19 protein-coding genes are annotated in these 24,036 nt (G+C 70.7%); 12 read left to right on the top strand and 7 right to left on the bottom strand.

Going from position 1 to position 24,036, the window contains the following annotated elements:
• Positions 1-66: 66 nt before the first annotated feature.
• Complete coding sequence (locus tag M8C13_RS14215; RefSeq protein ID WP_252481033.1) at positions 67-801, top strand: SGNH/GDSL hydrolase family protein; 735 nt, start codon at positions 67-69, stop codon at positions 799-801.
• Here the strand turns inward: M8C13_RS14215 and M8C13_RS14210 are convergent.
• Positions 782-3,133, bottom strand: a complete 2,352-nt coding sequence (locus M8C13_RS14210; protein ID WP_252481032.1) for a glycoside hydrolase family 3 N-terminal domain-containing protein — start codon at positions 3,131-3,133, stop codon at positions 782-784. The genes M8C13_RS14215 and M8C13_RS14210 overlap by 20 nt on opposite strands.
• 163 nt (positions 3,134-3,296) lie before the next feature.
• On the opposite strand from M8C13_RS14210, the gene M8C13_RS14205 reads away from it, so the two are divergent.
• The 3 genes from M8C13_RS14205 to M8C13_RS14195 are packed head-to-tail and all read left to right on the top strand — an operon-like array spanning position 3,297 to position 6,249.
• The gene (locus tag M8C13_RS14205; RefSeq protein ID WP_252481031.1) at positions 3,297-4,586 is read left to right on the top strand and encodes an ABC transporter substrate-binding protein; all 1,290 of its coding nucleotides are present in this window, start codon (positions 3,297-3,299) and stop codon (positions 4,584-4,586) included.
• On the top strand, positions 4,583-5,434 hold the full coding sequence (locus M8C13_RS14200; protein ID WP_252481030.1) for a carbohydrate ABC transporter permease: 852 nt from the start codon (positions 4,583-4,585) through the stop codon (positions 5,432-5,434). The genes M8C13_RS14205 and M8C13_RS14200 overlap by 4 nt, the downstream gene beginning before the upstream one ends.
• Positions 5,431-6,249 carry a carbohydrate ABC transporter permease gene (locus tag M8C13_RS14195; protein ID WP_252481029.1) on the top strand — a complete coding sequence of 273 codons (819 nt, stop codon included), beginning with the start codon at positions 5,431-5,433 and terminating at the stop codon, positions 6,247-6,249. The genes M8C13_RS14200 and M8C13_RS14195 overlap by 4 nt, the downstream gene beginning before the upstream one ends.
• Before the next feature lie 15 nt (positions 6,250-6,264).
• Here M8C13_RS14195 and M8C13_RS14190 read toward each other — a convergent pair whose 3' ends face one another.
• Positions 6,265-7,269, bottom strand: a complete 1,005-nt coding sequence (locus M8C13_RS14190) for an endo-1,4-beta-xylanase (RefSeq protein WP_252481028.1) — start codon at positions 7,267-7,269, stop codon at positions 6,265-6,267.
• 120 nt (positions 7,270-7,389) lie between these two features.
• On the opposite strand from M8C13_RS14190, the gene M8C13_RS14185 reads away from it, so the two are divergent.
• Positions 7,390-8,400 (top strand): LacI family DNA-binding transcriptional regulator, encoded by a 1,011-nt coding sequence (locus M8C13_RS14185; RefSeq protein ID WP_252481027.1) that lies wholly within the window; start codon positions 7,390-7,392, stop codon positions 8,398-8,400.
• Between the two features lie 58 nt (positions 8,401-8,458).
• On the opposite strand, the gene M8C13_RS14180 is transcribed toward M8C13_RS14185, so the two are convergent.
• Positions 8,459-9,532 carry a lytic polysaccharide monooxygenase gene (locus tag M8C13_RS14180; protein WP_252481026.1) on the bottom strand — a complete coding sequence of 358 codons (1,074 nt, stop codon included), beginning with the start codon at positions 9,530-9,532 and terminating at the stop codon, positions 8,459-8,461.
• A 119-nt stretch (positions 9,533-9,651) separates the two neighbouring features.
• Between M8C13_RS14180 and M8C13_RS14175 the strand changes: the two genes are divergently transcribed.
• Complete coding sequence (locus M8C13_RS14175) at positions 9,652-10,203, top strand: hypothetical protein (RefSeq protein ID WP_252481025.1); 552 nt, start codon at positions 9,652-9,654, stop codon at positions 10,201-10,203.
• An 18-nt stretch (positions 10,204-10,221) separates the two neighbouring features.
• On the opposite strand, the gene M8C13_RS14170 is transcribed toward M8C13_RS14175, so the two are convergent.
• Positions 10,222-11,247, bottom strand: coding sequence for a LacI family DNA-binding transcriptional regulator (locus M8C13_RS14170; protein ID WP_252481024.1), 1,026 nt, complete (start codon positions 11,245-11,247; stop codon positions 10,222-10,224).
• Positions 11,248-11,441: 194 nt separating this feature from the next.
• Between M8C13_RS14170 and M8C13_RS14165 the strand changes: the two genes are divergently transcribed.
• From M8C13_RS14165 to M8C13_RS14145, 5 genes are all read left to right on the top strand, one after another.
• Entirely contained in the window at positions 11,442-14,375 is a 2,934-nt protein-coding gene (locus M8C13_RS14165) for a glycoside hydrolase family 48 protein (protein WP_252481023.1), read from the top strand.
• A gap of 225 nt (positions 14,376-14,600) precedes the next feature.
• Positions 14,601-15,818 carry an ABC transporter substrate-binding protein gene (locus tag M8C13_RS14160; RefSeq protein ID WP_252481022.1) on the top strand — a complete coding sequence of 406 codons (1,218 nt, stop codon included), beginning with the start codon at positions 14,601-14,603 and terminating at the stop codon, positions 15,816-15,818.
• Positions 15,819-15,886: 68 nt separating this feature from the next.
• Positions 15,887-16,795 carry a carbohydrate ABC transporter permease gene (locus tag M8C13_RS14155; protein WP_252481085.1) on the top strand — a complete coding sequence of 303 codons (909 nt, stop codon included), beginning with the start codon at positions 15,887-15,889 and terminating at the stop codon, positions 16,793-16,795.
• Entirely contained in the window at positions 16,792-17,613 is an 822-nt protein-coding gene (locus tag M8C13_RS14150; RefSeq protein WP_252481021.1) for a carbohydrate ABC transporter permease, read from the top strand. Before M8C13_RS14155 ends, M8C13_RS14150 begins: the two co-directional genes overlap by 4 nt.
• 3 nt (positions 17,614-17,616) lie before the next feature.
• Entirely contained in the window at positions 17,617-19,017 is a 1,401-nt protein-coding gene (locus M8C13_RS14145; protein WP_252481020.1) for a GH1 family beta-glucosidase, read from the top strand.
• A 97-nt stretch (positions 19,018-19,114) separates the two neighbouring features.
• Here the strand turns inward: M8C13_RS14145 and M8C13_RS14140 are convergent, their stop codons facing one another.
• From M8C13_RS14140 to M8C13_RS14130, 3 genes are all read right to left on the bottom strand, one after another.
• Complete coding sequence (locus tag M8C13_RS14140) at positions 19,115-19,468, bottom strand: hypothetical protein (RefSeq protein ID WP_252481019.1); 354 nt, start codon at positions 19,466-19,468, stop codon at positions 19,115-19,117.
• A gap of 155 nt (positions 19,469-19,623) precedes the next feature.
• Positions 19,624-21,354 (bottom strand): glycoside hydrolase family 6 protein, encoded by a 1,731-nt coding sequence (locus M8C13_RS14135; protein ID WP_252481018.1) that lies wholly within the window; start codon positions 21,352-21,354, stop codon positions 19,624-19,626.
• A 123-nt stretch (positions 21,355-21,477) separates the two neighbouring features.
• A complete protein-coding gene (locus M8C13_RS14130) occupies positions 21,478-22,470 on the bottom strand; it encodes a glycoside hydrolase family 5 protein (protein WP_252481017.1) in 993 nt (330 codons plus the stop codon).
• A gap of 145 nt (positions 22,471-22,615) precedes the next feature.
• On the opposite strand from M8C13_RS14130, the gene M8C13_RS14125 reads away from it, so the two are divergent.
• Positions 22,616-23,995 carry a glycoside hydrolase family 6 protein gene (locus tag M8C13_RS14125; protein ID WP_252481016.1) on the top strand — a complete coding sequence of 460 codons (1,380 nt, stop codon included), beginning with the start codon at positions 22,616-22,618 and terminating at the stop codon, positions 23,993-23,995.
• Positions 23,996-24,036: the final 41 nt, after the last annotated feature.

Here is a 24,036-nt window from a genome sequence, read left to right as displayed (position 1 = left end):
CGGTCCTCCTGGCGCGACCGTGACAGGTCTGGGAGCGCTCCCAGCCTTGTCCGCCAGGAGGTTCCGATGCTGGTTCGCCGGGTGCTGACCGTGCTGGGCGCGGTGACCGCCCTGCTGGGCACGGTCCCGGCCTCCCCCGCTCCGGCCGCGGCCGCGCCAGTGCGGATCATGCCGCTGGGCGACTCGATCACCGCCGGTCCCGGCTGCTGGCGCGCCTACCTGTGGGACCAGCTGCGCCGCGGCGGGCACACGAACATCGACTTCGTGGGCACCCAGCGCGGTGGCGGCTGCGCGGTGCCGCACGACGGCGACCACGAGGGCCACGGCGGCTACCTGGCCACCGGGATCGCCAACCAGAACCTGTTGCCGCCCTGGCTGTCCGCCGCCCGGCCGGACATCGTGCTGATGCACCTGGGCACCAACGACGTGTGGAGCGCGCTGAGCCCCACGGCCATCCTGGCGGCGTACTCGAAGCTCGTCGATCAGATGCGGGCGAGCAACCCGGCGATGACCGTGCTGGTCGCGCAGATCATCCCGATGCGGCCCGGCGGCTGCCCGGACTGCGCGCAACGGGTGGTGGCGCTCAACCGCGCGATCCCGGGCTGGGCGGCCGGGAAGTCCACCGCGCGCTCGCGGATCGTGGTGGTGGACCAGTGGACCGGCTTCGACCCGGGCGCGGACACCAACGACGGGGTGCACCCGGTCGACTCCGGCTTCCGCAAGATGGCCGCCCGCTGGCGGCCCGCGGTGGCCGCGGCACTGGGCCGGGCCGCCGCGGGGGTCAGTCGCGCCGGTGGCTGACCGGCAGGCCGGTGGCCTCCACCTCGTCCAGCCACACCGGGGTCAGCAGCACCCGGTCCGGGCCGGGGTAGCGGGGCTCGCCGGTGACCCGCACCGTGTGCCGCCAGCGGATGTCGGCGCTGGAGGAGCCCAGCAGCAGGTGCAGCTCGCCGGGCTCGACCACCCGGCGGCCGTCGCGGCCGGTGAAGGCGATCCGGTCGGCGTGCAGCCGGAAGCGGACCCGCACCGACTCGCCGGGATCCAGCTGCACCCGGGCGAACCCGGCCAGCTGGCGCACCGGCCGGGTCACCGAGGCCACCGGGTCGTGCAGATACAGCTGGACGACCTCCGCGCCAGGCAGGCCGCCGGTGTTGCGCAGCAGGCAGGACACCTCGATCTCGCCATCGGCAGGCAGTTCCGCCGGCGCGTGGCCCTCCAGGTACTCGAAGCTGGTGTAGGACAGGCCGTGGCCGAACGGGAACCGCGGGGCCGGGTCCACCGAGCTGACCGATCCCGGGCCGCCCAGCGGCGGGTGCAGGTAGGTCGCGGGCTGCCCGCCGGGGCCGTGCGGGACCTGCGCGGGCAGCTTGCCCGAGGGGTTCACCCGGCCGCTGAGCACCCCCGCGACCGCACCCGCGCCCTCCTGCCCTGGGAAGAAGGCCTGCACCACGGCCGCGGCCCGCTCGGCGTCCCCGCCGAGGGCGTAGGGACGGCCGGCCAGCAGGACCAGCACCACCGGCGTCCCGGTGTCCAGCACCGCGGCCAGCAGCTCGGCCTGCACCCCGGGCAGGGCCAGGTCGGCGGCGTCGCAGCCCTCGCCGGAGGTGCCGCGGCCGAACAGGCCGGAGCGGTCGCCGAGGGCCAGCACGCACACCTCGGCGGCGTCGGCGAGCGCGGCCGCGGCCGGGATGCCGGAGCGGTCCTCGCCGGTGACCGCACAGCCTGGGGCACAACGGATCTCGGTGTCCGGGAACTCGGCGCGCAGCGCGTCCAGCAGGGTGGGCACCTCGATGCCCAGCGGGACCTCGGGGTGCTGGATGCCGACGTGGCTGGGGAAGGAGTAGCAGCCCAGCAGCGAAAGCACCTCCTCCGCGCACGGCCCGACCACCGCCAGGCGGCCTGGCTCGCGCAGCGGCAGCAGGCCGGAGTCGTTGGCCAGCAACACGATCGAGCGCTCGGCCAGGGTGCGGGCCAGCGTGCGCAGCTCCGGCGGGTCCAGGTCCACCGGCCGGTCCTGGCGCAGCGCGGGCGGCTCGGGGTCCCAGCCCTCGTCCAGCAGGCCCAGCTCGCACTTCTGCCGCAGCACCCTGGTCACCGCGCGGTCCACCAGCTCCTCCGGCACCACGCCGGAACGCACCAGCTCGGCCAGCGGCTCGCCGTAGCAGCGCACGCTCGGCAGCTCCACGTCCACCCCCGCGGCCAGCGCGAGCGCGGCCGCCTCGCCGGGGGAACCGGCCACGCCGTGCGCGGTCTCCAGGAAGGAGATGCCGAAGTAGTCGGCCACCACCACGCCCTGGAAGCTCCAGGCCTCCCGCAGCAGCCCGGTCAGCAGCGCCGGATCGGCCGCCGGGGGCACGCCGTCGACCTCGGCGTAGGAGTGCATCACCGACCGCGCCCCGCCCACCCGCAGGGCCAGCTCGAACGGCGGCAGCACCACGTCGGCGAACTCGCGCGGCCCCATGCCCACCGGGGCGTGGTTGCGGCCGGCGCGGGAGGCGGAGTACCCGGCGAAGTGCTTGAGCGTGGCCACGATCCCGGCCGACTCCAGGCCGCCGGTGTAGGCCGCGCCGAGCACGCCGACCAGGTACGGGTCCTCCCCCAGCGTCTCCTCGGCCCGGCCCCAGCGCGGATCGCGCAGCACGTCCAGCACCGGGGCCAGGCCCTGGTGCACGCCGACCTCGGCCAGCGAGCGGCCCACCGCCTCGGCCATCCACCGCACCGTGCCGGGGTCGAAGGCCGCGGCCCAGGCCAGCGGCGCCGGGAACACGGTGGCCTGCCAGGCGGTGAAGCCGGAGAGGCACTCCTCGTGCGCCATCGCCGGGATGCCCAGCCGGGTGTTCTCGACCAGACGGCGCTGGGTCTGGGCCAGCGCCCTGGCCGCGTGCGCCGGATCGACCGGGGCGGTGCCGAAGACGCGGGTCAGCTGGCCCAGCCCGGACTTGGTCAGCTCGTCCCACGGAGGAAGGGACTCGGCGAACTCGTGCTGGGCCGGGGCGACCTCGGCCGCCACCTCCGACACCCCCACCCACACGCCGACGAGCTGGGCCAGCTTCTCCGCCAGGGTCATCTCGGTGAGCAGCGAGGCCACCCGCTCCTGCACCGGGCGACCCGGCATCCCCCAGACACGATCCATGATTCCGATAGTATCGATAAGAACGCGAAACACAAGCCGCGGCGAATGAGCTGCCGAAACGGGACTCTGTTCGGACTAAAGCCGCTCTTGACACCACCAGAGCAGCGTCCCTAGGGTCGGCCGCACTCGCGATATTTCCGAAACATTTCGGAAAGGTGGCTCCATGTTACGGCGTTCCCGACCGCGCTTTCTCCGCCTCTGCGCGCTCGCCCTGACCGCGGGCGCGCTCGCCGCCTGCGGCACCTCCGGCCCGGCGGGCCAGGCGGGGGTCACGGTGTGGGCCTTGCAGGACAACGTGCTCAACCCGATCGAACAGCAGTCGGTGGACCGCTTCAACCGCGCGGGCGGCACCGCCAAGCTGGAGACCTTCGCCAACGACCCGTACAAGCAGAAGCTGCGGGTCGCCCTCGGCTCGCCGAACCCGCCCTCGGCCTTCTTCAACTGGGGCGGCGGCAACCTCAAGGAGTACGTCGACGCGGGCAAGGTCGCCGACCTGACCCCGCTGCTGGCCGAGAACCCCGGCCTGAGCGAGGCGTTCCTGCCCAACGTGCTGGACGCGGCCCGGCTGGACGGCAAGCTCTACGGCCTGCCGATGCGCGGCATGCAGCCGGTGGTCCTGTTCTACAACAAGGAGGTCTTCGCCGCCGCGGGCGCGCGGCCGCCGGGCACCTGGGACGAGTTGCTGGCGCTGGTGGAGACCTTCAAGGCCAGGAACGTGCAGCCGATCGCGCTGGCCGGCTCGCAGGCCTGGACCGAGCTGATGTGGGCGGAGTACCTGCTCGACCGGATCGGCGGCACCGAGGTCTTCGCCGCGGTGAAGGGCAAGCCCGAGGGCTGGCGGCACCCGGCGGTGCTGGAGTCGATGACCCGGCTCAAGGAGCTCATCGACCGCGGCGGCTTCGGCCGGGACTTCGCCGGGGTGGGCTACGACCTCGGCGGCGCCTCCACCATCCTGGCCCAGGGCAGGGCCGCGATGCACCTGATGGGCTCCTGGGAGTACGTCAACCAGCTCGGCCAGAGCCCGGAGTTCGTCAAGCGGGAGGCGCTGGGCTGGGCGCCCTTCCCCGCGGTGCCCGGCGGCAAGGGCGATCCGCGCAACGTGGTCGGCAACCCGGCCAACTTCTACTCGGTGTCCGCCGGATCGTCCACAGTGGACCAGGCCAAGAAGTTCGTGGCCACCCAGCTGCACGATCCCGCCTACGTGCAGGCGCTCATCGACGCGGGCGACGTGCCCGCGGTGAGCGGGCTGGCGGACAAGCTGGCCAAGGCGCCCAACTCCGCCTACACCAGCTGGCTCTACGAGCAGGTGCGCGCCGCCCCGCACTTCCAGCTGTCCTGGGACCAGGACCTGCCTGCCGAGCAGGCCACCTTCATGCTCACCCAGCTCCAGGAGTTCTTCCTGGGCAAGCTCTCCCCGCAGCAGTTCGTCGACGCGCTGGCCAGCCGCGGATGACCCAGCGGCCGTCGGCTCTCTACGCCCTGCCCGCGCTGGCCTTCTTCACCCTGTTCGCGGTGCTGCCGATGGTGCTGGTCTTCGGCCTGAGCTTCACCGCCTGGGACGGCCTGGGCACGCCGCGGGTCACCGGCACGGACAACTGGGCCCGGCTCTACGCCGATGGACAGGCGCACGCCGCGCTCGGCCGGACCCTGCTGATCATGGTGCTGTCCTGGCTGGTGCAGACCCCGCTGGCGCTGCTGATCGGGGTGTGGGCGGCGGGCAGGCAGCGCGGCCGGGCGGTGCTCAGCGCGCTGTTCTTCCTGCCGCTGCTGCTCTCCACCGCCGCCATCGCCCTGCTGTGGCAAGCGTTGCTGGACCCCAACTTCGGGCTCACCGCCGGGACGCTGGCCCCGCTGGGCGACCCGGAGCTGGCGCTCTACACGGTGGTGCTGGTGATCACCTGGCAGTACGTGCCCTTCCACACCCTGCTCTACCAGGGCGCGGCGCGGGCGGTGCCGCCCACGCTGTACGAGGCCGCGGTGCTGGACGGGGCCGGGCGGCTGGCCCGCTTCCGGCACATCACGCTGCCCCAGCTGCGGCACACCGTGATCAGCTCCTCGGTGCTGATGCTGGTCGGCTCGCTGACCACCTTCGACACCGTGCTGATCCTCACCGGCGGCGGACCGGGCACCGCGACCCGGATCCTGCCGCTGCACATGTACATCACCGGGTTCACCGGCTTCGAGCTGGGCTACGCCAGCACGATCGGCGTGCTGCTCATGGTGCTGGGCGCGGCGCTGTCGCTGATCGTGTTGCGGGCCACCGGTTTCCGCGCCATGTCCAGTCAACAGGAGGGCGTATGAGGATCACGCCGAACCGGATCGGCGGCGCCTTCGCCGGGCTCTGGCTGCTGGTGGTGCTGGTGCCGCTGTACTACATGCTGGCCGCGAGCCTGCGCGGGCGGGCCGACTACCTCGGCGGCCATCCGCTTGCCCCACCGGCGAACCCGACCCTGGCGAACTACCTCACCGTGCTGGAGGGCGGGTTCGGCCGGTACCTGCTCAACAACGTGGTGGTCACCGTGGCCACCGTGCTGATCGTGCTGCTGCTGGCCGTGCCCACGGCCTACGCGGCCACCAGGAGCACCAGCCCGTGGGTGCGGCGCGGGTTCAGCCTGCTGCTGGCCGGGCTGGCGATTCCCGCGCAGGCCACCATCATCCCGGTCTACCTGCTGATCACCCGGCTGCACCTCTACGACAGCCTCACCGGGATCATCCTGCCCACCGCGGCCTTCGCGCTGCCGGTGGCCACCCTGGTGCTGACCACCAGCCTGCGCGATGTGCCGCGGGAGCTCTACGAGGCGCAGGCCATCGACGGGGCCGGGCCGCTGCGCACGCTGTTCGACCTGGTGCTGCCGCTGGCCAGGCCGGCCATCGTGACCGTGGCCATCTACACCGCGCTCAGCGCCTGGAACGGGTTCCTGTTCCCGCTGGTGCTCACCCAGTCCGCGGAGAACCGGGTGCTCACCCTGGGCCTGTGGAACTTCCAGGGCCAGTTCGGGGTGAACGTGCCCGGCCTGCTGGCCGCGGTGACGCTGTCCGTGCTGCCGATCTTCGTGGTCTACCTGATCGGGCGGCGGTTCCTGCTGGCCGGCCTCACCGCCGGGTTCGGCAAGTGAGACCGGCCCGCCGGGTCAGGGGTTGATCGCGCGGTAGGCCGGTTTCGGTCGCAGGGAGCGGTCGAACAGGCAGGCGTCCCCGGTGCCCGGGAAGGTGCCCGGCACCCAGGAGTGCCGGTCGGTGAAGCCCCAGGTGGTGAACTCCACGCAGCGGCTCACCGCGTGGCAGCCGTCCCACAGCTGCTTGTAGTAGTTGGCCTGGGCGGCCAGCTTGCCGCTGTCGCTGGGCAGCTGGATGCGCACGTCGGCCTCGGTGATGGCCACATCGAGGCCGAGCGCGGCCAGCCGCCGCAGGTTGTCCTGGTAGCCGCCGGGGAAGCCGTACTGGGTGGCCAGATGCGCCTGGATGCCCACCCCGTCGATCGGCACGCCCTGCTGCTTGAGCTGGCGCACCAGCGCGTACATCGCGTTGGCCTTGGCGCTGTTGCCCTCGGTGTTGTAGTCGTTGATGTAGAGCTTGGCCGAGGGGTCGATCTGGCGGGCCAGCCGGAAGGCCTCGGCGATCCAGTTGTCGCCCAGCTTGGTCTGGAAGATCGAGTTGCGGCGCCTGCCGTCCTCCTCGAACACCTCGTTGACCACGTCCCAGGCCCGGATCTTGCCCTTGTACCTGCTCATCGTGGTGCGGATCCGCTGCTCCACCGCGGCCCGCAGGTCGTTGGCGGAGAGGTTGTCCAGCCAGTTCGGGTACTGGCTGTGCCAGACCAGGGTGTGCCCGCGCACGGTCTTGCCGTTCTGCTGGGCGTAGTTGACGATCGCGTCCGCGCCGCCCCAGTTGTACTGGCCGCGGTTGGGCTCGGTGACCGCCCACTTCATCTCGTTCTCCGGCGTCACGCTGTCGAACTCGCGGGTCAGGGTCCCGCGGTAGTCCTGTTCGTTGGCCAACGGTCCCGCGGCCACCGCGCTGCCGACCCAGCGGTTGGTGATGCCGTGCAGGGGGCCCGCGGCCGAGGCGGGTAGCGCGCCCGCGCCCACTCCGGCCGCCAGCAGGCCCAGCACCAGCAGTTGTCTGCGCAACTTCATTGTCGCTCCAGGGCTTGTCGATACTTTCTAAGTGAAAACCGACACTTTCGAAGCTAGGCGGGTTCGTGTCGCCCCGGCAATAGCCCCGTTGGGGCAACCGGGCTGTCGTAGACTCCGGCCATGGCACCGGGCAAGGTCACCATCGCGGACATCGCCGCCGAGGCAGGCGTCTCGATCCCGACAGTTTCGAAGGTGATGAACGGCAGACCCGATGTCGCGGCGGAGACCCGCGAGCGGGTGGAGGCGATCATCCGGCAGCACGGCTACCAGCGCAGGGGCGATGAGCGGTCCCGCCGCTCGACCCTGGTGGAGCTGATGTTCCACGAGCTGGAGAGCGCCTGGGCGCTGGAGATCATCCGCGGCGCCGAGCAGGTGGCCGCCGAGCAGGGTCTGGCGCTGGTGCTCTCGGAGTCCCAGGGCAGGCTGACCCCCGGCCAGCGCTGGGTGGACGGCGTGATCACCCGCAAGCCGCTTGCCGTGGTCGCGGTGTTCTCCGACCTCAGCGCCGCCCAGCTGGCCAAGCTGCGGGCCAGGGACATCCCGGTCGTGGTGGTGGACCCGATCGGCGAGCCGGGCGTGCACACCCCCTCGATCGGCGCGACCAACTGGAACGGCGGCCTGACCGCCACCCGGCACCTGATCGAGTTGGGGCACCAGCGCATCGCGGTGATCGGCGGCCCGGAGCGGGTGCTGTGCAGCCGGGCCAGGGTGGACGGCTACCGCGCCGCGCTGGAGACCGCCGGGCTGGTGGTGGATCCGGAACTGGTGCGCTACGGCGACTTCCACGTCGAGTCCGGCCGCGCGCAGTTCGAGGCGCTGCTCAAGCTGCCCCAGCGGCCCACCGCGGTCTTCGCCGGCAGCGACCTGCAGGCGCTGGGCGTCTACGAGGCCGCGCGCACCGCGGGCCTGCGCATCCCGGAGGACCTGAGCGTGGTCGGCTTCGACGACCTGCCGGTGGCGCAGTGGGTCGGCCCGCCGCTGACCACGGTCCGCCAGCCGTTGCAGGACATGGCCGCCGCGGCCACCCGGCTGGCGGTGGCACTGGCCCGCGGCACCGAACCGGAGCACCGCAGGGTCGAGCTGGCCACCACGCTGATCGTCCGCCGCAGCACCGCGCCGCCCGCGAACTGACCCAAGCCGCGGCGCGGGTCCCGGGTGGAGGTAAGGGACCCGCGCCGCGGGGGCGCCATCAGGGACTGGCGCAGGTGAGTGGACTCGCCGGTTTGTGGTCACCGGTCGACTCCACGTTGAACGAGAACGCCGCCTGCCCGCCCGCGGGCACACTCGCGTTCCAGGACGCGTTCTTCACCGTCACCGCGGAGTCGGTGACCGAGTGCGTGGCGTCCCACAGGCTGGATATCCGCTGACCCGCCTGGGCGGTCCAGCGCACGGTCCAGCCCCGCACCGGCGTGCTGCCGGGGTTGCGCACGGTCACCGTCACCTGGGCGCCACCGGCCCAGCTGTTGGTGACCGCGTACTCGGCGGTGCAGGCCCCTGGCGGGACCGCGGTGGTGCTGGTCGGGCTGGTGGTGCCGGTCGGGCCGGGGCCCGGTTCGCCGCCGATGCCGGTGACCTCGCCGTTGCCGCCGTCGAAGACCACGTCGGAGCAGCCGTAGAAGGTTTCCTTGCTGTCCGAGCGCTTCCACACCGAGTAGATGATGTGCTTGCCGCTCTTGCCCTCCGGCAGCTTGCCGTTCCAGCCGTAGTGGCCCTCGACCGTGCCGACCGAACCGGTCAGCGGCGGGTGGTCGACGGTGAGGAACGGCTGCTCCTCGATGTCGTTCCAGGTCAGTGGCCGGTTCGGGTTCCAGCCGTCCTTGGTGACGTAGAGGTAGAACCAGCCGGGGTGGGCAGCCCAGGCGTTGTAGGACCAGCGCATGTTCGCACCGGCGGTCAGGTGGGTGAGCGGCCAGTCGTTCCTGGCCAGGTTCCAGCCGGAGAAGGTGCTGTTGCCGCCACTACACAGCTGCCCGTCCGGCACGAAGCCGCGGGTGCGGCCCTCGCCGTCGGAGCGCAGCACGCTGAACCAGTTGTACAGCGGGTTGGTGCCGCTCTGCGCCACCGCCGCGGCGCAGGCCGGGTTCTTCGGCTTGATCTCACCGGTGGAGCTGAGGCCGTCCTTCCAGCAGAAGAAAGTCCGGCTGCCCGGCTGCATCATGGCGCCGTGCGCCTGAGCCGGGCGTTGATCCAGTAGGACGAGGACCATCGAACACAGCGCGACGACCACTGCCGCCAACGCCGCGAGCCTGCTTCGCAGTGTCATGGTCATTTCCTCAGGGCAGGGAATCTGGGAGCGCTTCCAGACTCCGGGTACCACATCTCCTTGTCAACCACACAAAGGTTTGGCTACGGTACTGGGAACGCTCCCAGATAGGAGGCGTCATGACCGTGCCCAGAATCGCCGCGGCCGTCGCACTCACCCTCGCCCTGCTCACCGGTTGCGCGGCGGAACCCGTTGTGCCCCTTGCCGATCGCGGCGCGGGCGCACTCGGCCCGCCGGTCACCACGATGGGCGCACTGGTGGACCTGGTCAGCGAGAAGACCTCCGGCTGCACCGACGCCAGGGCGGGCACGCCCGAGGAGCTGGGCAGGCTGGTCGGCGCCGAGCTGCGCGAGCTGTACGAGCCCTACATCGCGGAGTGGTCCACCTGCGCGGTGCCGCCCTCCTACCCCAAGGTCGGACTGCTGTTGTTCGCCCCTGGCAAGCAGATCGAGTTCCAGCGCACCTGGCGGGATGCGATGGCCAAGGGCACCATCGGCGACGGCCCGACCCTGGCCTTCGGCAACGGTTTCGCGGTCACCTCGGGCTTCCTCGGCGTCTACCAGCTGGGCCTGTACTACCTGCGCTGCGCCTACGCCGACGACAAGGTCCGCCAGATCCCGGCCGATGTGGACAACTGCGTCTTCGCCCAGCCGCCCGCGCACGAGCACTGACCGCCGTGCCGGGGCTTGCTAAGCCGAGGCCCGGCGCACCAGGCTGACCGGCAGCACCTGCCTGCGCGGCGGCGGGTTCTCCCCCTCGATCAGCCGCTGCAGGGTGAGCACCATCTGCCGGACCTGCTCGCGCGGGTCCTGGTGCACCGTGGTCAGCGGCGGGTTGGTCGCCTCGGCCAGCCCCCGGTGGTCGTCGAAGCCGACCACGGCCACGTCCTCGGGCACCCGCCGTCCGGCGGCGTGCAGCGCGCGTAGGGCGCCGGCGGCCATGGGGTCGTTGGCGGCGAAGACCGCGTCCAGTTTCGGGTTGCGCGCCAGCAGCCTGGCCATCGCCCGCTCGCCGCTCTCGGTGGTGAAGTCGCCTTCCTCGCACAGCCGGGCCGTGGCGCGGTCGCCCAGGCCCACGGTGGTCCGCCAGCCGGCCAGCCGGTCCACCGCCGAACGCTGGTCCAGCGGTCCGGTGATGGTGCCGATCCGCTTGCGCCCCAACGACAGCAGATGTTCCACCGCCAGCTTCGCGCCGCCCACGTTGTCGAAGTCGACCATGTGCAGGCCGCGGATGGCGCCGCCGGGACTGCCGCCGCCGAAGACCATCGGCAGCCGGAGCAGCCGCAGCGCGGTCGGCAGCGGATCACCCCGGTGCGCGGCGAAGACCAGCGCGCCGTCGACGTGCCCGCCCTCCAGGAAGCGCACCGTGCCCGGCACGTCCTCGCGGCTGTCCACCAGCATCATCAGCATCTGGCTGCCCACCGAGGACAGCTGCCGGAACGCGCCGCGGACGATCTCGGCGAAGTACGGGTCCTCCAGGACCTTGGTCTCCGGCTCGGAGAGCACCAGCGCGATCGCGTTGGTACGGCGGGTGACCAGCGAGCGCGCCGCCAGGTTGGGCGAGTAGCCCAGTTCGCGCGCGGCGTCGAGCACCTTCTCCCTGGCCCGCGAGCTGACGTAGGCGTCCTCGTTGAGCGCCCGGGAGGCGGTCGACCGGGACACACCGGCGTAGGCGGCGACGTCTTCCAGCGTCGGCCGCGTGGCACCTCGGGTCACACCCACCACCTCCGATGATCAGCTTAGCCCGCCCGGCGGCCAAGGCGGGACCGAACGGGTGCAATGTCGCCGATGGTCCACCCCCGTGCGCGGCCGAGGGTTCACAGCGGGTTTCGGCGCGGTTACAGTCCCGCTCTGGGAGCGCTCCCAGAATCCACCGCCCTCACCCCTGCGTGTCCGGAGGAGGACCCTGCATGAGATCCCGTGCGCTATCCCGGCGATGGCGAGCCGGGCCACTGCCCGCCGCACTCGCCACCGCGCTGGCCGGGGCGGTGACGCTCCCGCTGGGCGCGCTGCCCGCCGCGGCCGCCCCCTCGGTGGCCTGCACCGTGGTGTACCAGGTGACCAACGAGTGGAGCACCGGCTTCAGCGCCGCCGCGACCATCCGCAACGAGGGCGAGGCCCTGGACGGCTGGAAGCTGACCTGGACCTTCCCCGACGGCCAGAAGGTCAGCAACGGCTGGAACGGCGTGTTCACCCAGCAGGGCGCCGCGGTCACCGTGGCCAACCCGGCCTGGAGCCGGGTCCTGCCCGCAGGCGGCAGCACCCAGGTCAACTTCAACGCCGACAAGGGCGCGGCGAACCGGCCGCCGACCGACTTCGCGGTCAACGGCGTCCGCTGCACCGGTGCGAACCGGGCCCCCTCGGTCGCGCTGACCAGCCCGGCCGACGGCAGCACCTTCACCGCGCCGGCCAGCATCGCGCTGGCCGCCGACGCCGCCGACACCGACGGCACGGTCAGCAAGGTCGAGTTCTTCGCCGGCACCACCCCCGTCGGCACCGCCACCGCGGCGCCGTGGCGGGTCAACTGGACCGGCGCCACCGCCGGTGAGTACTCGGTGACCGCCCGCGCCACCGACGACAAGGGCGCCACCACCGTGTCCAACCCGGTCGCGGTGCGGGTGCTCGGCGCGCCCGCGGTGCTGGCCACCCCCGGCGCGGTCAGCGTGCGCCAGGGCGACTCGGTCAAGGTCGGGGTCAAGCTGGCCTCCGCGCCTGCCGGTGAGGTCACGGCGACGGTGACCCGCACCGGCAGCGCGGACCTGACCGCGACCCCGGCCACCCTGCGGTTCACCCCGCAGAACTGGAACACCGCGCAGCAGCTCACCATCGCCGCGGCCGACAACGGCGGCACGCTGGGCGAGGCCAGGTTCACCGTGTCCGCGGCGGGCCACACCGCGGCCACCATCACCGCGAAGGAACTGGCCAAGGACACCTCCAGCTACGCGGCGGCCTTCCTGGCCCAGTACAACAAGATCAAGGATCCGGCGGCTGGCTACTTCCGCCGGTTCGGCGAGCTGCTGGTGCCCTACCACTCGGTGGAGACCCTGGTGGTGGAGGCGCCCGACCACGGGCACCAGACCACCTCGGAGGCCTTCAGCTACTACCTGTGGCTGGAGGCCAGCTACGGCCGGGTGACCAAGGACTGGGCGCCGCTGGCCAAGGCCTGGGAGTCGATGGAGAAGTTCATCATCCCCGGCAGCAAGGACCAGCCGACCAACTCCTTCTACAACCCGGCCAAACCGGCCACCTACGCCCCGGAGCACCCGCACCCCAGGGGCTACCCCTCGCAGCTGGACCCCGGCGTCGCGGTCGGGCAGGACCCGCTGGCCGCTGAGCTGCGCTCGGCCTACGGCAACAACGACATCTACGGCATGCACTGGCTGCTGGACGTCGACAACACCTACGGCTACGGGCACTGCGGGGACGGCACCAACAACGCGCCGGCCTACGTCAACACCTTCCAGCGCGGTGAGCAGGAGTCGGTCTGGGAGACCGTGACCCACCCCTCCTGCGACACGTTCAAGCACGGCGGCCGCAACGGGTTCCTGGACCTGTTCACCAAGGACGCCAGCTACTCCAAGCAGTGGCGCTACACCAACGCGCCGGATGCCGACGCGCGCGCGGTGCAGGTGGCCTACTGGGCCAAGACCTGGGCCGAGGCGCAGGGCAAGGGCGCGGAGGTGGCGCCGATCCTGGCCAAGGCGGCCAAGATGGGCGACTACCTGCGCTACGCCATGTTCGACAAGTACTTCAAGAAGATCGGCAACTGCGTCGGTCCGGCCAGCTGTCCGGCAGGCACCGGCAAGAACAGCGCGCACTACCTGATGGGCTGGTACTACTCCTGGGGCGGCGCGACCGACACCTCGGCCGGGTGGGCCTGGCGGATCGGCTCCAGCGCACCGCACCAGGGCTACCAGAACCCACTGGCCGCCTGGGCGCTGGCCAACGACCCGGCGCTGAAGCCGAAGTCGGCCACCGGGCAGCAGGACTGGGACACCAGCTACGACCGGCAGCTGGAGTTCCTGCAGTGGTTGCAGGCCTCCAACGGCGGCATCGCCGGTGGCGCCAGCAACAGCTGGGGCGGCTCCTACCAGCCGCCGCCTGCCGGGTCGGCGAAGTTCCACGGCATGGCGTATGACTTCCAGCCGGTGTGGCACGACCCGCCGAGCAACCGGTGGTTCGGCTTCCAGGTCTGGGGCGTGGAACGCATCGCCCAGCTCTACCACGTGACCAAGGACGCCCGCGCCAAGGCGATCCTGGACAAGTGGGTGCCCTGGGCCATCGCCAACACCACCGCGGGCAACGGCACCTTCAAGGTGCCCTCGGACCTGGAGTGGACCGGCAAGCCCGACGACTGGACCGGCACGCCCACCGGCAACGCCGGCCTGACGGTCAAGGTGCTCAACCACAGCCAGGACGTCGGCGTGGCGGCCGCGCTGTCCAAGACGCTGCTCTACTACGCGGCGGCCTCGGGCAACACCGCCGCCCGCACCACCGGTGAGCGCCTGCTCGACGCGCTGCTGGCGCACCAGGACGGCAAGGGCATCGCCATCCCGGAGACCCGCGCCGACTACAGCCGCTTCGACGACAAGCTCACCACCGCCAACGGCGACGGCCTGTACATCCCGCCGGGCTGGACCGGCACGATGGCCAACGGCGACCGCATCGACGCCAACTCCACCTTCCTGTCCATCCGCTCCTTCTACAAGAACGACCCCGACTGGCCCAAGGTCCAGGCCTACCTGGACGGCGGGCCGGCGCCGACCCTGACCGTGCACCGGTTCTGGTCACAGGCGGAGATCGCCACCGCCTTCGCAGCGCACAGCGAGCTCTTCGGCGGCTGAGTCAGACGGGCGCGGACTGGGAGCGATTCCAGTTCGCGCCCGATCTGGCAACCCTTCGACAGTCTTTTTCCTTGATCCCCTTGACACCCCGAACACCTCGGGGCAACACTCAAGTCGATTTCTGGGAGCGCTCCCAGCACGGTCCAGAACGGCGAAAGGGTTGACGTGCGCCATCTCTTACCTCGCTCACTCGCACTCGGGCTCGCGGTCTCGGCAGTTGCCGCGGTGACCGCGTGCGGTTCCGGCGCCGGCTCGGACGGCAAGCTGGAGCTCACCATCGCCACCTTCACCGAGTTCGGGTACGAGGACCTGCTCAAGGAGTACGAGGCGGCGCACCCGAACATCCGCATCACCCACCGCAAGACCGGGCAGGCCGCGCCCCACCACCAGAACCTCTACACCAAGCTGGGCGCCGGTTCCGGCCTGGCCGACGTGGAGGCGGTGGAGGAGGGCCACCGCGCCAAGGTGATGGAACGCGCGGACAAGTTCGCCAACCTGCGCGAGATCGGCCCGGCCGAGGTGACCCCGGACCGCTGGCTGCCCTGGAAGTCCGAGGCGGTCACCACCAAGGACGGCCGCCTGATCGGCTACGGCACCGACATCGGCCCGCTGGCCATGTGCTATCGCAAGGACCTCTTCGCCGAGGCCGGGCTGCCCAGCGACCCCGAGGGGGTCAAGCCGCTGTTCGCCACCTGGGACAGCTTCTTCGCCGCGGGCGAGAAGTTCGCGGACAAGGTCAAGGGCAAGGCCTGGTTCGACTCGGCCGCGCAGATCTTCAACGCCATGCAGAACCAGCTGCCCCAGGGTTACTACAACACCGAGGACAAGCTGATCATCGAGTCCAACACGGCCATCAAGGCCAACTGGGACAAGCTGACCGCCGCGGTGGCCAAGGGCCAGTCGGCCAAGCTGACCGCGTTCGGCCCGGAGTGGAACAGCGCCTTCCGCACCGGCTCCTTCGCCACCAAGACCTGCCCGTCCTGGATGCTCGGCGTGGTCGAACAGCACGCGGGCCCGGAGAACCAGGGCAAGTGGGCGGTCACCGACGCCTTCCCCGAAGGCGGCGGCAACTGGGGCGGCTCGTACCTGACCGTGCCCAAGCAGAGCAAGCACCCGAAGGAGGCCGCGGAGCTGGCCGCCTGGCTGTCCGCGCCCGCGCAGCAGCTGAAGGCCTTCGCCGCCAAGGGCCCCTTCCCCAGCCAGGTCGAGGCGCTCAGCAGCGAGCAGCTGTTGAACAGCCACAACAAGTACTTCGACGTCAAGGCGGGCGCGCTGTACGCCGCGCAGGCCCGCAAGGTGACCAAGGCCCAGTACAAGGGTCCCGCCGACGGTGAGCTCCAGGACGTCGTCGGCGTCGCCGCGCTGCAGAAGGTCGAGCAGGGCGGATCCTCGGCGGAGGGCTGGCAGCAACTCGTCGACGGTGCGAAGAAGCTGGCCAAGTGAGTCTGGACCTCCACCCGCAGACCCGCCGTGACCGCGGTGCTCCCGTTCCGCCGCGGTCACGGCGTCCCATTCGCGATCGGCTCGGCGAGTGGGACCTCCGGTTCTCGCCCTACCTCTACATCGCGCCGTTCTTCCTGATCTTCGGCCTCACCGGCCTGTTCCCGTTGCTCTACACCGCCTATGTGGCGCTGTTCGACTGGGAGCTGGGCGGCGCGGAGCCGACGTTCATCGGGCTGGACAACTTCACCAACCTGCTGGCCGACGAGCAGTTCTGGACCACGCTGACCAACACGATCAGCATCTTCCTGCTCTCCAGCGGACCGCAGCTGGTGATCGCGGTGCTGCTGGCCGCGCTGCTCAACACCAGGGTCCGCCCGGCCACCGGCTGGCGGGTCGGCGTGCTGCTGCCCTACGCGGCCAGCCTGGTGGCCATCGGCATCATCTTCGCCAACCTGTTCGGCCGCGACTTCGGCCTGGTCAACAACCTGCTGGAATGGTTCGGCCTGGACCGGATCGACTGGCAGGCCAACCGCTTCGCCAGTCACCTGGCCATCGCGTTCATGGTGAACTGGCGGTGGACCGGCTACAACGCGCTGATCGTGCTGGCCGCGATGCAGGCCATCCCCAAGGACGTCTACGAGGCCGCGGTGGTCGATGGGGCCGGTGCGGTGCGCCGGTTCTTCAGCATCACCCTGCCGCTGCTGCGCCCGACGCTGATCTTCGTGGTGATCACCTCGACCATCGGCGGCCTGCAGATCTTCACCGAGCCCAAGCTGTTCGACACCAGGCCGGGCTCCAACAACGGCGGCTCGGAAAACCAGTTCCAGACCATCACCCTCTACCTGTACCAGTCCGCCTTCGAGAACCAGAACTTCGGCTACGCCTCGGCGATCGCCTGGGTGCTGTTCCTGGTGATCATCGTCTTCGCCGGCATCAACTTCCTGCTGACCCGGCGGCTGGCGGGGGTGGGGCGATGAGCGTGGGCAAGCCCAATGCCACCGTGTACGGGCTGTTGCTGGCCTTCGTGCTCGGCTCGGCCTTCCCGTTCTACTGGTCGTTCGTGGTGGCCAGCAGGGACAGCGCCACGGTCAGCGACCGGGTGCCGCCGCTGCTGCCCGGCGGCAACTTCTTCGCCAACGCGGCCAAGGTGTTCGACTCGGTGCCGTTCTGGAAGGCCCTGGCCAACAGCATGATCGTGGCGGGCACGGTGACGGTGTCCACCGTGCTGCTGTCCACCCTGGCCGGTTTCGCCTTCGCCAAGCTGCGCTTCCGCGGCCGGGGGGTGCTCTTCGTCGCGGTGGTGGCCACCCTGGCGGTGCCCACCCAGCTGGGCATCGTGCCGCTGTACATGCTGATGGCCGAGTTCGGCTGGGCCAACAGCCTGGAGGCGGTGATCGTGCCGAACCTGGTCACCGCGCTCGGGGTGTTCTGGATGCGCCAGTACATCCTGGAGGCGGTGCCCTTCGAGCTGATCGAGGCCGCCCGGATGGACGGGTGCAGCCTGATCCGCACCTTCTGGCACGTGTGCCTGCCCGCGGTCCGCCCGGCGGCGGCCTTCCTCGGCATGTTCACCTTCATGACCTCCTGGAACGACTTCCTGTGGCCGTTGGTCGCCCTCGACGCGGGCAACCCCACCATCCAGGTGGCCCTGGAGAAGCTCCAGAGCGGCTTCTACATCGACTACTCGCTGGTGCTGGCCGGCACGACCATGGCGACGGTCCCGGTCCTGCTGATCTTCGTCCTGCTCGGCCGACAGATCGTCGCCGGCATCATGCAGGGCGCCGTGAAGGGATGACGAGTGCACGTATCTGACCACGCCGTCGAGCTGGCGTTCCCACCGGGATTCCTGTGGGGCGCGGCCACCGCGGCCTTCCAGATCGAAGGATCGACCACTGTGGACGGTCGAACCGACTCGATCTGGGACGCCTTCTGCCGTACCCCCGGCAAGGTGCACAACGGCGACACCGGCGAACCGGCCACCGACCACTACCGACGGATGCGCGAGGACGTCGCGCTGATGGCCGACCTCGGCCTGCGCGCCTACCGGTTCTCCACGGCCTGGCCGCGGATCCGGCCGGACGGCGGCCCGGTCAACCCGGCGGGCCTGGACTTCTACCAGCGCCTGGTGGACGAGCTGCTGGCCAGGCAGATCACCCCGTGGATCACCCTCTACCACTGGGACCTGCCGCAGGCGCTGGAGGAGCGCGGCGGCTGGGCGAACCGGGACACCGCCTACCGCTTCGGCGAGTACGCCCAGACCGTGGTCGGCGCGCTCGGCGACCGGGTGCCGTTCTGGACCACGCTCAACGAGCCCTACTGCTCCTCCTTCGTCGGCTACGCCTCGGGCAGGCACGCCCCCGGCCGCACCGACCCGCACGCCACCGTGGCCGCCGTGCACCACCTGCACCTGGCGCACGGCCTCGGCGTGCAAGCGATCAGGGAGGCCGCGCCCGAGGCCAAGGCCGGGATCACGCTCAACCTGTACCCGGTGCACCCCGCCGACCCCGCTTCCGAAGCCGACCTGGAGGCGGTCCGCAGGGTCGACGGCCTGCAGAACCGGATCTTCCTCGACCCGGTGCTGCGCGGGGAGTACCCCGAGGACGTGCTCGCCGACCTGGAGCCCTTCGGGTTGTCCAGCCACATCCAGGACGGCGACCTGGACCTGATCGGCGCGCCGCTGGACCTGCTGGGCGTCAACTACTACAGCAGCCTGCACGTCTCCGGCGCGTCCACCGAGCCCGCCGACGGCCCCACCACCTGGATCGGCGCCGAACACGTGCGCTTCCCCAGCAGGGGCCTGCCGCGCACGGACATGAACTGGGAGATCCAGGCCTCCGGGCTCACCGAGGTGCTCACCCGGCTGCACACCGAGTACCCGCCGCTGCCGCTCTACATCACCGAGAACGGCTCGGCCTGGCCGGACAAGCCCAACGGCGACGGCCAGATCGAGGACACCGACCGGGTGTCCTATCTGGACGGTCACCTGCGCGCGGCGCACGAGGCCATCCAGGCCGGGGCCGACCTGCGCGGGTACTTCAGCTGGTCGCTGCTGGACAACTTCGAGTGGGCCGAGGGCTATGCCAAGCGGTTCGGCCTGGTGCACGTGGACTACCAGACCCAGGTCCGCACGCCGAAGCGCAGCGCGCACTACTACTCGCAGGTGATCAGGCAGAACGGGCTGACCGCCGAGCAGGCGTGATCGCTCCAGGCAACTGACCGACCGCCAGCCCATCGACGTCACCAGCGGGTGCAGGGGACGCCGGTGGGCTGGCGGTTGTCGTGCGAGTGAGCCGGGGTCAGGGCTGTTCGCTCTCCGGCAGGTTGCCGCGGTTCCGCATTTCGCTCAGTGCCCGGTCGGCGGCGGTGAGCTCCGGGTAGTACTGCCGGTGCACCTTGTACGTACGGTCAAGCTCGATCTGGTGGTACATCCCGGTCGGCTCGCCGAAGCGGACGTCGCGGGGCAGGCGCTGGACGCCGTCGCGGCCCACGACCAGGATCGCGCGATCGGTGGCCACGACCGTCGCCGCCGGCACGGTGAAGATCCACGAACCGGTCAGCGCGATGAATCCCGTCTGGATCTGCTCGCCCGGCTCCAGGTGCGGCGCCGCCCGCTTGGCGACCAGTTCGGCCAGTCGTTCGTGGTAGCTCATGCTTCCCTCCGAAGGGAGACGTGCCCGGACCGTAGCGCAAGCCACCCGGCGAGCAACCATCCATTGGCAGCTTCAGGCCACGAGCAGGCCTGGAACGGCGGAATGCCGCCCCCGCGACACTGCGGGGACGGCATTCCGGATTCACCTGGAGGCGGTCACAGCGCCGGGTAGGCGTTGCGCATGAGCTCCTGCAGTTGCGCGGAGAACCAGTGCCCCGACAGCGGCGCGTTGCCGAGTGCACCGGACATGTTGTTGCCGTTACGGATGTTGCCGGGGTAGGTCGGGTCGCACATCCGGTCGAAGCCCTTGCCCTCGTTGTTCTGGATGTACTTGCTGGAGCCGTCGGACTCACCCGGCGGCTTCATCCAGACGTAGGCGTCGATCCCGGCGGGACCGGGGTTGGCCTTCGGCCGCTCGCCGAGGCCGGCCCCGGACTGGTTGCACCAGTTGCCGAGGTGGATGCGCCGGTCGACGCGGGACTGGTTGACGAAGGTGTTCGGGTCGGTGGAGGTGCTCGCCGCGGTCGGGCGGTTGGGGCCGCCCCAGCCGTTGCGCGCGGTGTCGATGAGCATGCCGATGTTCGGGCCGAAGCACTGCGCGGCGGCCCTGGCCCGGAAGGCCTGTGCGAAGGTCACCTCGTCGACGTAGCGGTTCCAGTCGACCCACTTCGTGGTTTCGCGCACCGGCCTGCCGCCGACCACGGTGTCGGCTTTGAAGAACGGCTCGGACAGCGCGCTGTAGTTGGCCGTGTTGGCGATGAAGCCGCTCACGTCGGCCGGGGTGGCCCCGGAGGCGTTGGCCGCCTGGCACATCAGCTGCACGGTCGCGTCGAAGTTGTCGTCCCAGCCGATCCAGCCGTGATGCCCGGCGTCGACGTAGTTGTGCACGTTCGGGATGTCGCCGAGCTTGTTCAGCGCGTAGCCCACGCCATTGACGTAGTTGCCGTTGGCCTTCATCGTGTCGCACTGCGGCGTGGCGGTCGGCCGGGGGCTGACGTTGGTGACCAGGTTCGGCAGGGAGTCGATTTCGATCACCGTCACGATGCGCAGGCCGGCGTAGGCACGCCTGGCCAGGATCGCGGCGATGGGGTCGATGTACTCGCTGCGGTAGCGGCCGATCTCGTCCGGTTTGAGCTCACCGTTGGAGGCCAGCGCCGCACAGTCCCGGCCCGGCAGGTTGTAGATCACCAGCTGGACCGCAAGGGGCCGCGCGCCGTTCGCCGCGTCCTGCCGTACCGCTTCGTCGAGGTGGCTGACCAGCCCCCTGGCGCCGGGGGTGCCGTTGATCGCCGCGATGCGGTCCATCCAGACACCGGTCGGCTGGTTCGCGATGCGGCTGCCACCGGGCTCGGCGCGCACCTTGGCCGCCCAGTCCGGGTTCACGTACACGTCGGCGCCGGTGTAGGGGTTGTTCTCCTTGCTCCCGCCCGGCGGCGGCTCGGTCGGCTCGCCGGTGCAGGCGTTGCCGTTGAGCGTGAAGCTGGCCGGGGCCTGGTTACTGCCGGAGTAGGTGGCGTTGAAGCCGATCTCCACCGAGGCCCCGGTGCCCAGGGATCCGTTGCCGGTCGCGGTCACGTTGGGGCTGTCGGTGGCCTGGGACCAGTTGGCACTCCAGCCCTGGGACAGCCGCTGGTTGCCGGGGAAGGCGAAGCCCAGCGTCCAGCTGGGGATCGCGTCACCGAGATTGTTGATCTTGACTCGGGCGGTGAAGCCACTGCCCCAGTCGTTCACGCTGTAGTCGACCTTGCAGGCGGGCGCGGCGCTGGCCGAGGGGGCGGCGAGCACCGTGCCGAAGGTCGTGGCGGTCAGCACCGCCGCCAGACCCGCGGCCGAGCCGCGTAGACCGCGGCCCGTTCGTAAGTTCGTCAACAGGGATTTGAACCTCATTGCGGTTCCTCCGCTCGTCGCTGAGCGATCACAGGGGGGCTTTCTGGGAGCGCTCCCAGTTTCGGATACTAACCCGGGTGCCAACGTGTGTACAGACATTCGTCCTGGCGGCTCCCACGGCGGTCAGGCCGCCCTGCCGAACACCGTGGCCCGTTTCGCGGTCTGCTTGATCCCGTTGGGGCCGTGGAAGATCCGCTGTCCCCAGCTGGTCAGCTGGGCCGGGTCGAAGTTGGTTGCCATGTCCAGATAGCCCACGTCAGCGCTGTTGCCGCTCCAGGACCAGCCCAGGTAGCCGATCCGGTTGGCCTGGCTGTAGGCGAGGATCGCGTTCTCGTCCGGGTCGCCGTCGGAGTGGAAGTGGCCGAACTCGCCCACCACGATCGGCAGCCGGGCGGCCAGGAAGCGGCCGAGGTAGTCCGAGACCTTGGCCGCGGTGTTGTACACCCCGTACATGTGCACGCTGAACACGGTGTTGCGCAACGGGTCCGCGGCGAAGACCGCGCCCGCGCCGTCCCGCATGGTGAACGACCAGTCCTGGCCCCAGTTCGGCGCGTCCACCATGATCGTGTGCCGCAGTCCGGCCCCGCGCAGCTTGGCGATCGCGCCCCGGGTGTCCGCGCTCCAGCGCTGGTAGCCGTTGTTGCCGTGCGGCTCGTTGCCGATGTTGATGATGACGAAGGCTTCCTGGCCGCGCAGCGCCTCCCGGATGCTCAGCCAGTAGTCCGCGGCCCGGTCCAGGGTGACCGCGCCGGCCTGTTCGCCGTAGCCGGTGGTGTCGTGCACCTCCAGCACGCACACCAGCTTCTGCCGCTTGCACTCCGCGACCACCTTGGTCACGTCGGCGGTGTCGTTGCGGGTCCAGCGGTCGCCGCTGCTGAGCACCACCCGCGCCGAGTTGGCGCCGAGCGCGGAAATGTGCGCGAGCGAGTTGAACCGCTGCGGGTACCAGGTGTGCGCGTGGTTCACCCCGCGCAGCACGAACTCCGTGCCGTTGGCGTCGTGCAGCCTGCCCTCGCGCACGGTGAAGCCGGTGGCCGCGTGCGCGGGCCCGGTCAGGAACAGGCAGGCGAGCAGGCTCAACAAGACCGTGCCCACCAGGGATTTCGTTAATCGCATGATCCACCTCACTAGTCCGATCGGGTCTGCCGCCCCGGATTCTCGTTACCCGGCATTCACATCCGGCGGCAGACGCCGTTACAGTCGGCTGGAACTGGAAGCGCTCCCAGAATAACCACACCCCTGCCACTCCTGGAGCATCCCGTTGCGAAAACTAGCCTTGGCACTGGTCGCGGCCCTGGCCGTGACCGCCCCGGTCGCGGTCGCGGCTGAGGCCACCCCGGCCTGGCCGCACGCCGACAACCCGTTCGCGGGCGCCACCAGCTACCGCAACCCGGACTACGCGGCACTGGTGGACACCTCGATCGCCAAGACCGCCGACCCCGCGCTCAGGGCCAAGATGGCCACCGTCAAGACCTATCCGACCGCGGTGTGGCTGGACCGGATCGCGGCCATCCACGGCGGCAAGCCCAACGGCGGCCGGCGCAGCCTCAAGGGCCACCTGGACGCCGCGCTGGCGCAGAAGAAGCCGGGCAGGCCGATCACCGCCACGTTCGTCATCTACGACCTGCCCGGCCGGGACTGCGCCGCGCTGGCCTCCAGCGGCGAGCTGCCACTGTCCGCGGCCGGACTGGCCCGCTACCAGCGCGAGTACATCGACGTCATCGCCCGCACCTTCCGCAACCCGAAGTACGCGGGCATCCGGATCGTCGCGGTGATCGAGCCGGACGGCCTGCCCAACCTGGCCACCAACCAGGCCGACCCGGAGTGCGCGCAGGCCAAGGCCAGCGGCATCTACGTGGACGCGGTCCGCTACGCGGTGAACAAGCTGCACGCGATCCCCAACGTCTACAACTACCTGGACATCGCGCACTCCGGCTGGCTCGGCTGGGACACCAACCTGCGCGACACCGTGGCGCTCTACACCGACACCATCCGGGGCACCGCCGCCGGACTGTCCAGTGTGGACGGATTCGTGACCAACGTGTCGAACTACACCCCGTTGGCCGAACCGCACCTGCCCGATCCAAGCCTGCCCGTCGGCGGGGCGCCGGTGCGCTCGGCGAAGTACTTCGAGTGGAACCCGAACTTCGACGAGGCCGACTTCACCGCCGCCCTGCACGCCGCCTTCCGCGCCCAGGGCTGGCCCGAGGGCATCGGCATGCTGGTGGACACCGGCCGCAACGGCTGGGGCGGCCCGAACCGCCCGAGCGGCCCCAGCACCAGCACCGACCTGGACACCTACGTCACCGAGTCCAAAGTAGACAGACGAGCGCACCGCGGCCTGTGGTGCAACGTCAGCGCCACCGGCCTGGGCCTGCCCCCGCAGGCGAAGCCCCAGGGCCAGCCGCACCTGGACGCACTGGTCTGGATCAAGCCGCCGGGTGAGTCCGACGGCGCGAGCAAGGACATCCAGAATCCGGAGGGCAAGAAGCCGGACCCCATGTGCGACCCGGAGTTCGTGCCGCCGAACGCGGGCGGCCACAAGACCGGGGCCCTGCCGGACTCACCGCTGGCCGGGCACTGGTTCCACGACCAGTTCACCATGCTGGTCCGCAACGCCCATCCCGCAGTGCCTGCCTGAGAAGAGGGGGTCGGGGTGGTGGCCGCTCGCGGCCGGCCACC

It is taken from the genome of Crossiella sp. SN42 (genome assembly GCF_023897065.1).
GTDB lineage: Bacteria > Actinomycetota > Actinomycetes > Mycobacteriales > Pseudonocardiaceae > Crossiella.
The sequence above is the reverse complement of the archived record's forward strand: the minus strand, read 5'-3'. Positions and strand labels throughout refer to the sequence as shown.

Bases quoted from the DNA above. Each gene is read 5' to 3' on its own strand.
- M8C13_RS14200 (WP_252481030.1), top strand. From the start codon at position 4,583: ATGACCCAGCGGCCGTCGGCTCTCTACGCCCTGCCCGCGCTGGCCTTC.
- M8C13_RS14165 (WP_252481023.1), top strand. From the start codon at position 11,442: ATGAGATCCCGTGCGCTATCCCGGCGATGGCGAGCCGGGCCACTGCCC.
- M8C13_RS14130 (WP_252481017.1), bottom strand. From the start codon at position 22,470: ATGCGATTAACGAAATCCCTGGTGGGCACGGTCTTGTTGAGCCTGCTC.
- M8C13_RS14140 (WP_252481019.1), bottom strand. From the start codon at position 19,468: ATGAGCTACCACGAACGACTGGCCGAACTGGTCGCCAAGCGGGCGGCG.
- M8C13_RS14190 (WP_252481028.1), bottom strand. From the start codon at position 7,269: ATGAAGTTGCGCAGACAACTGCTGGTGCTGGGCCTGCTGGCGGCCGGA.
- M8C13_RS14175 (WP_252481025.1), top strand. From the start codon at position 9,652: ATGACCGTGCCCAGAATCGCCGCGGCCGTCGCACTCACCCTCGCCCTG.
- M8C13_RS14215 (WP_252481033.1), top strand. From the start codon at position 67: ATGCTGGTTCGCCGGGTGCTGACCGTGCTGGGCGCGGTGACCGCCCTG.
- M8C13_RS14135 (WP_252481018.1), bottom strand. From the start codon at position 21,354: ATGAGGTTCAAATCCCTGTTGACGAACTTACGAACGGGCCGCGGTCTA.
- M8C13_RS14185 (WP_252481027.1), top strand. From the start codon at position 7,390: ATGGCACCGGGCAAGGTCACCATCGCGGACATCGCCGCCGAGGCAGGC.
- M8C13_RS14195 (WP_252481029.1), top strand. From the start codon at position 5,431: ATGAGGATCACGCCGAACCGGATCGGCGGCGCCTTCGCCGGGCTCTGG.
- M8C13_RS14210 (WP_252481032.1), bottom strand. From the start codon at position 3,133: ATGGATCGTGTCTGGGGGATGCCGGGTCGCCCGGTGCAGGAGCGGGTG.
- M8C13_RS14205 (WP_252481031.1), top strand. From the start codon at position 3,297: ATGTTACGGCGTTCCCGACCGCGCTTTCTCCGCCTCTGCGCGCTCGCC.
- M8C13_RS14150 (WP_252481021.1), top strand. From the start codon at position 16,792: ATGAGCGTGGGCAAGCCCAATGCCACCGTGTACGGGCTGTTGCTGGCC.
- M8C13_RS14180 (WP_252481026.1), bottom strand. From the start codon at position 9,532: ATGACACTGCGAAGCAGGCTCGCGGCGTTGGCGGCAGTGGTCGTCGCG.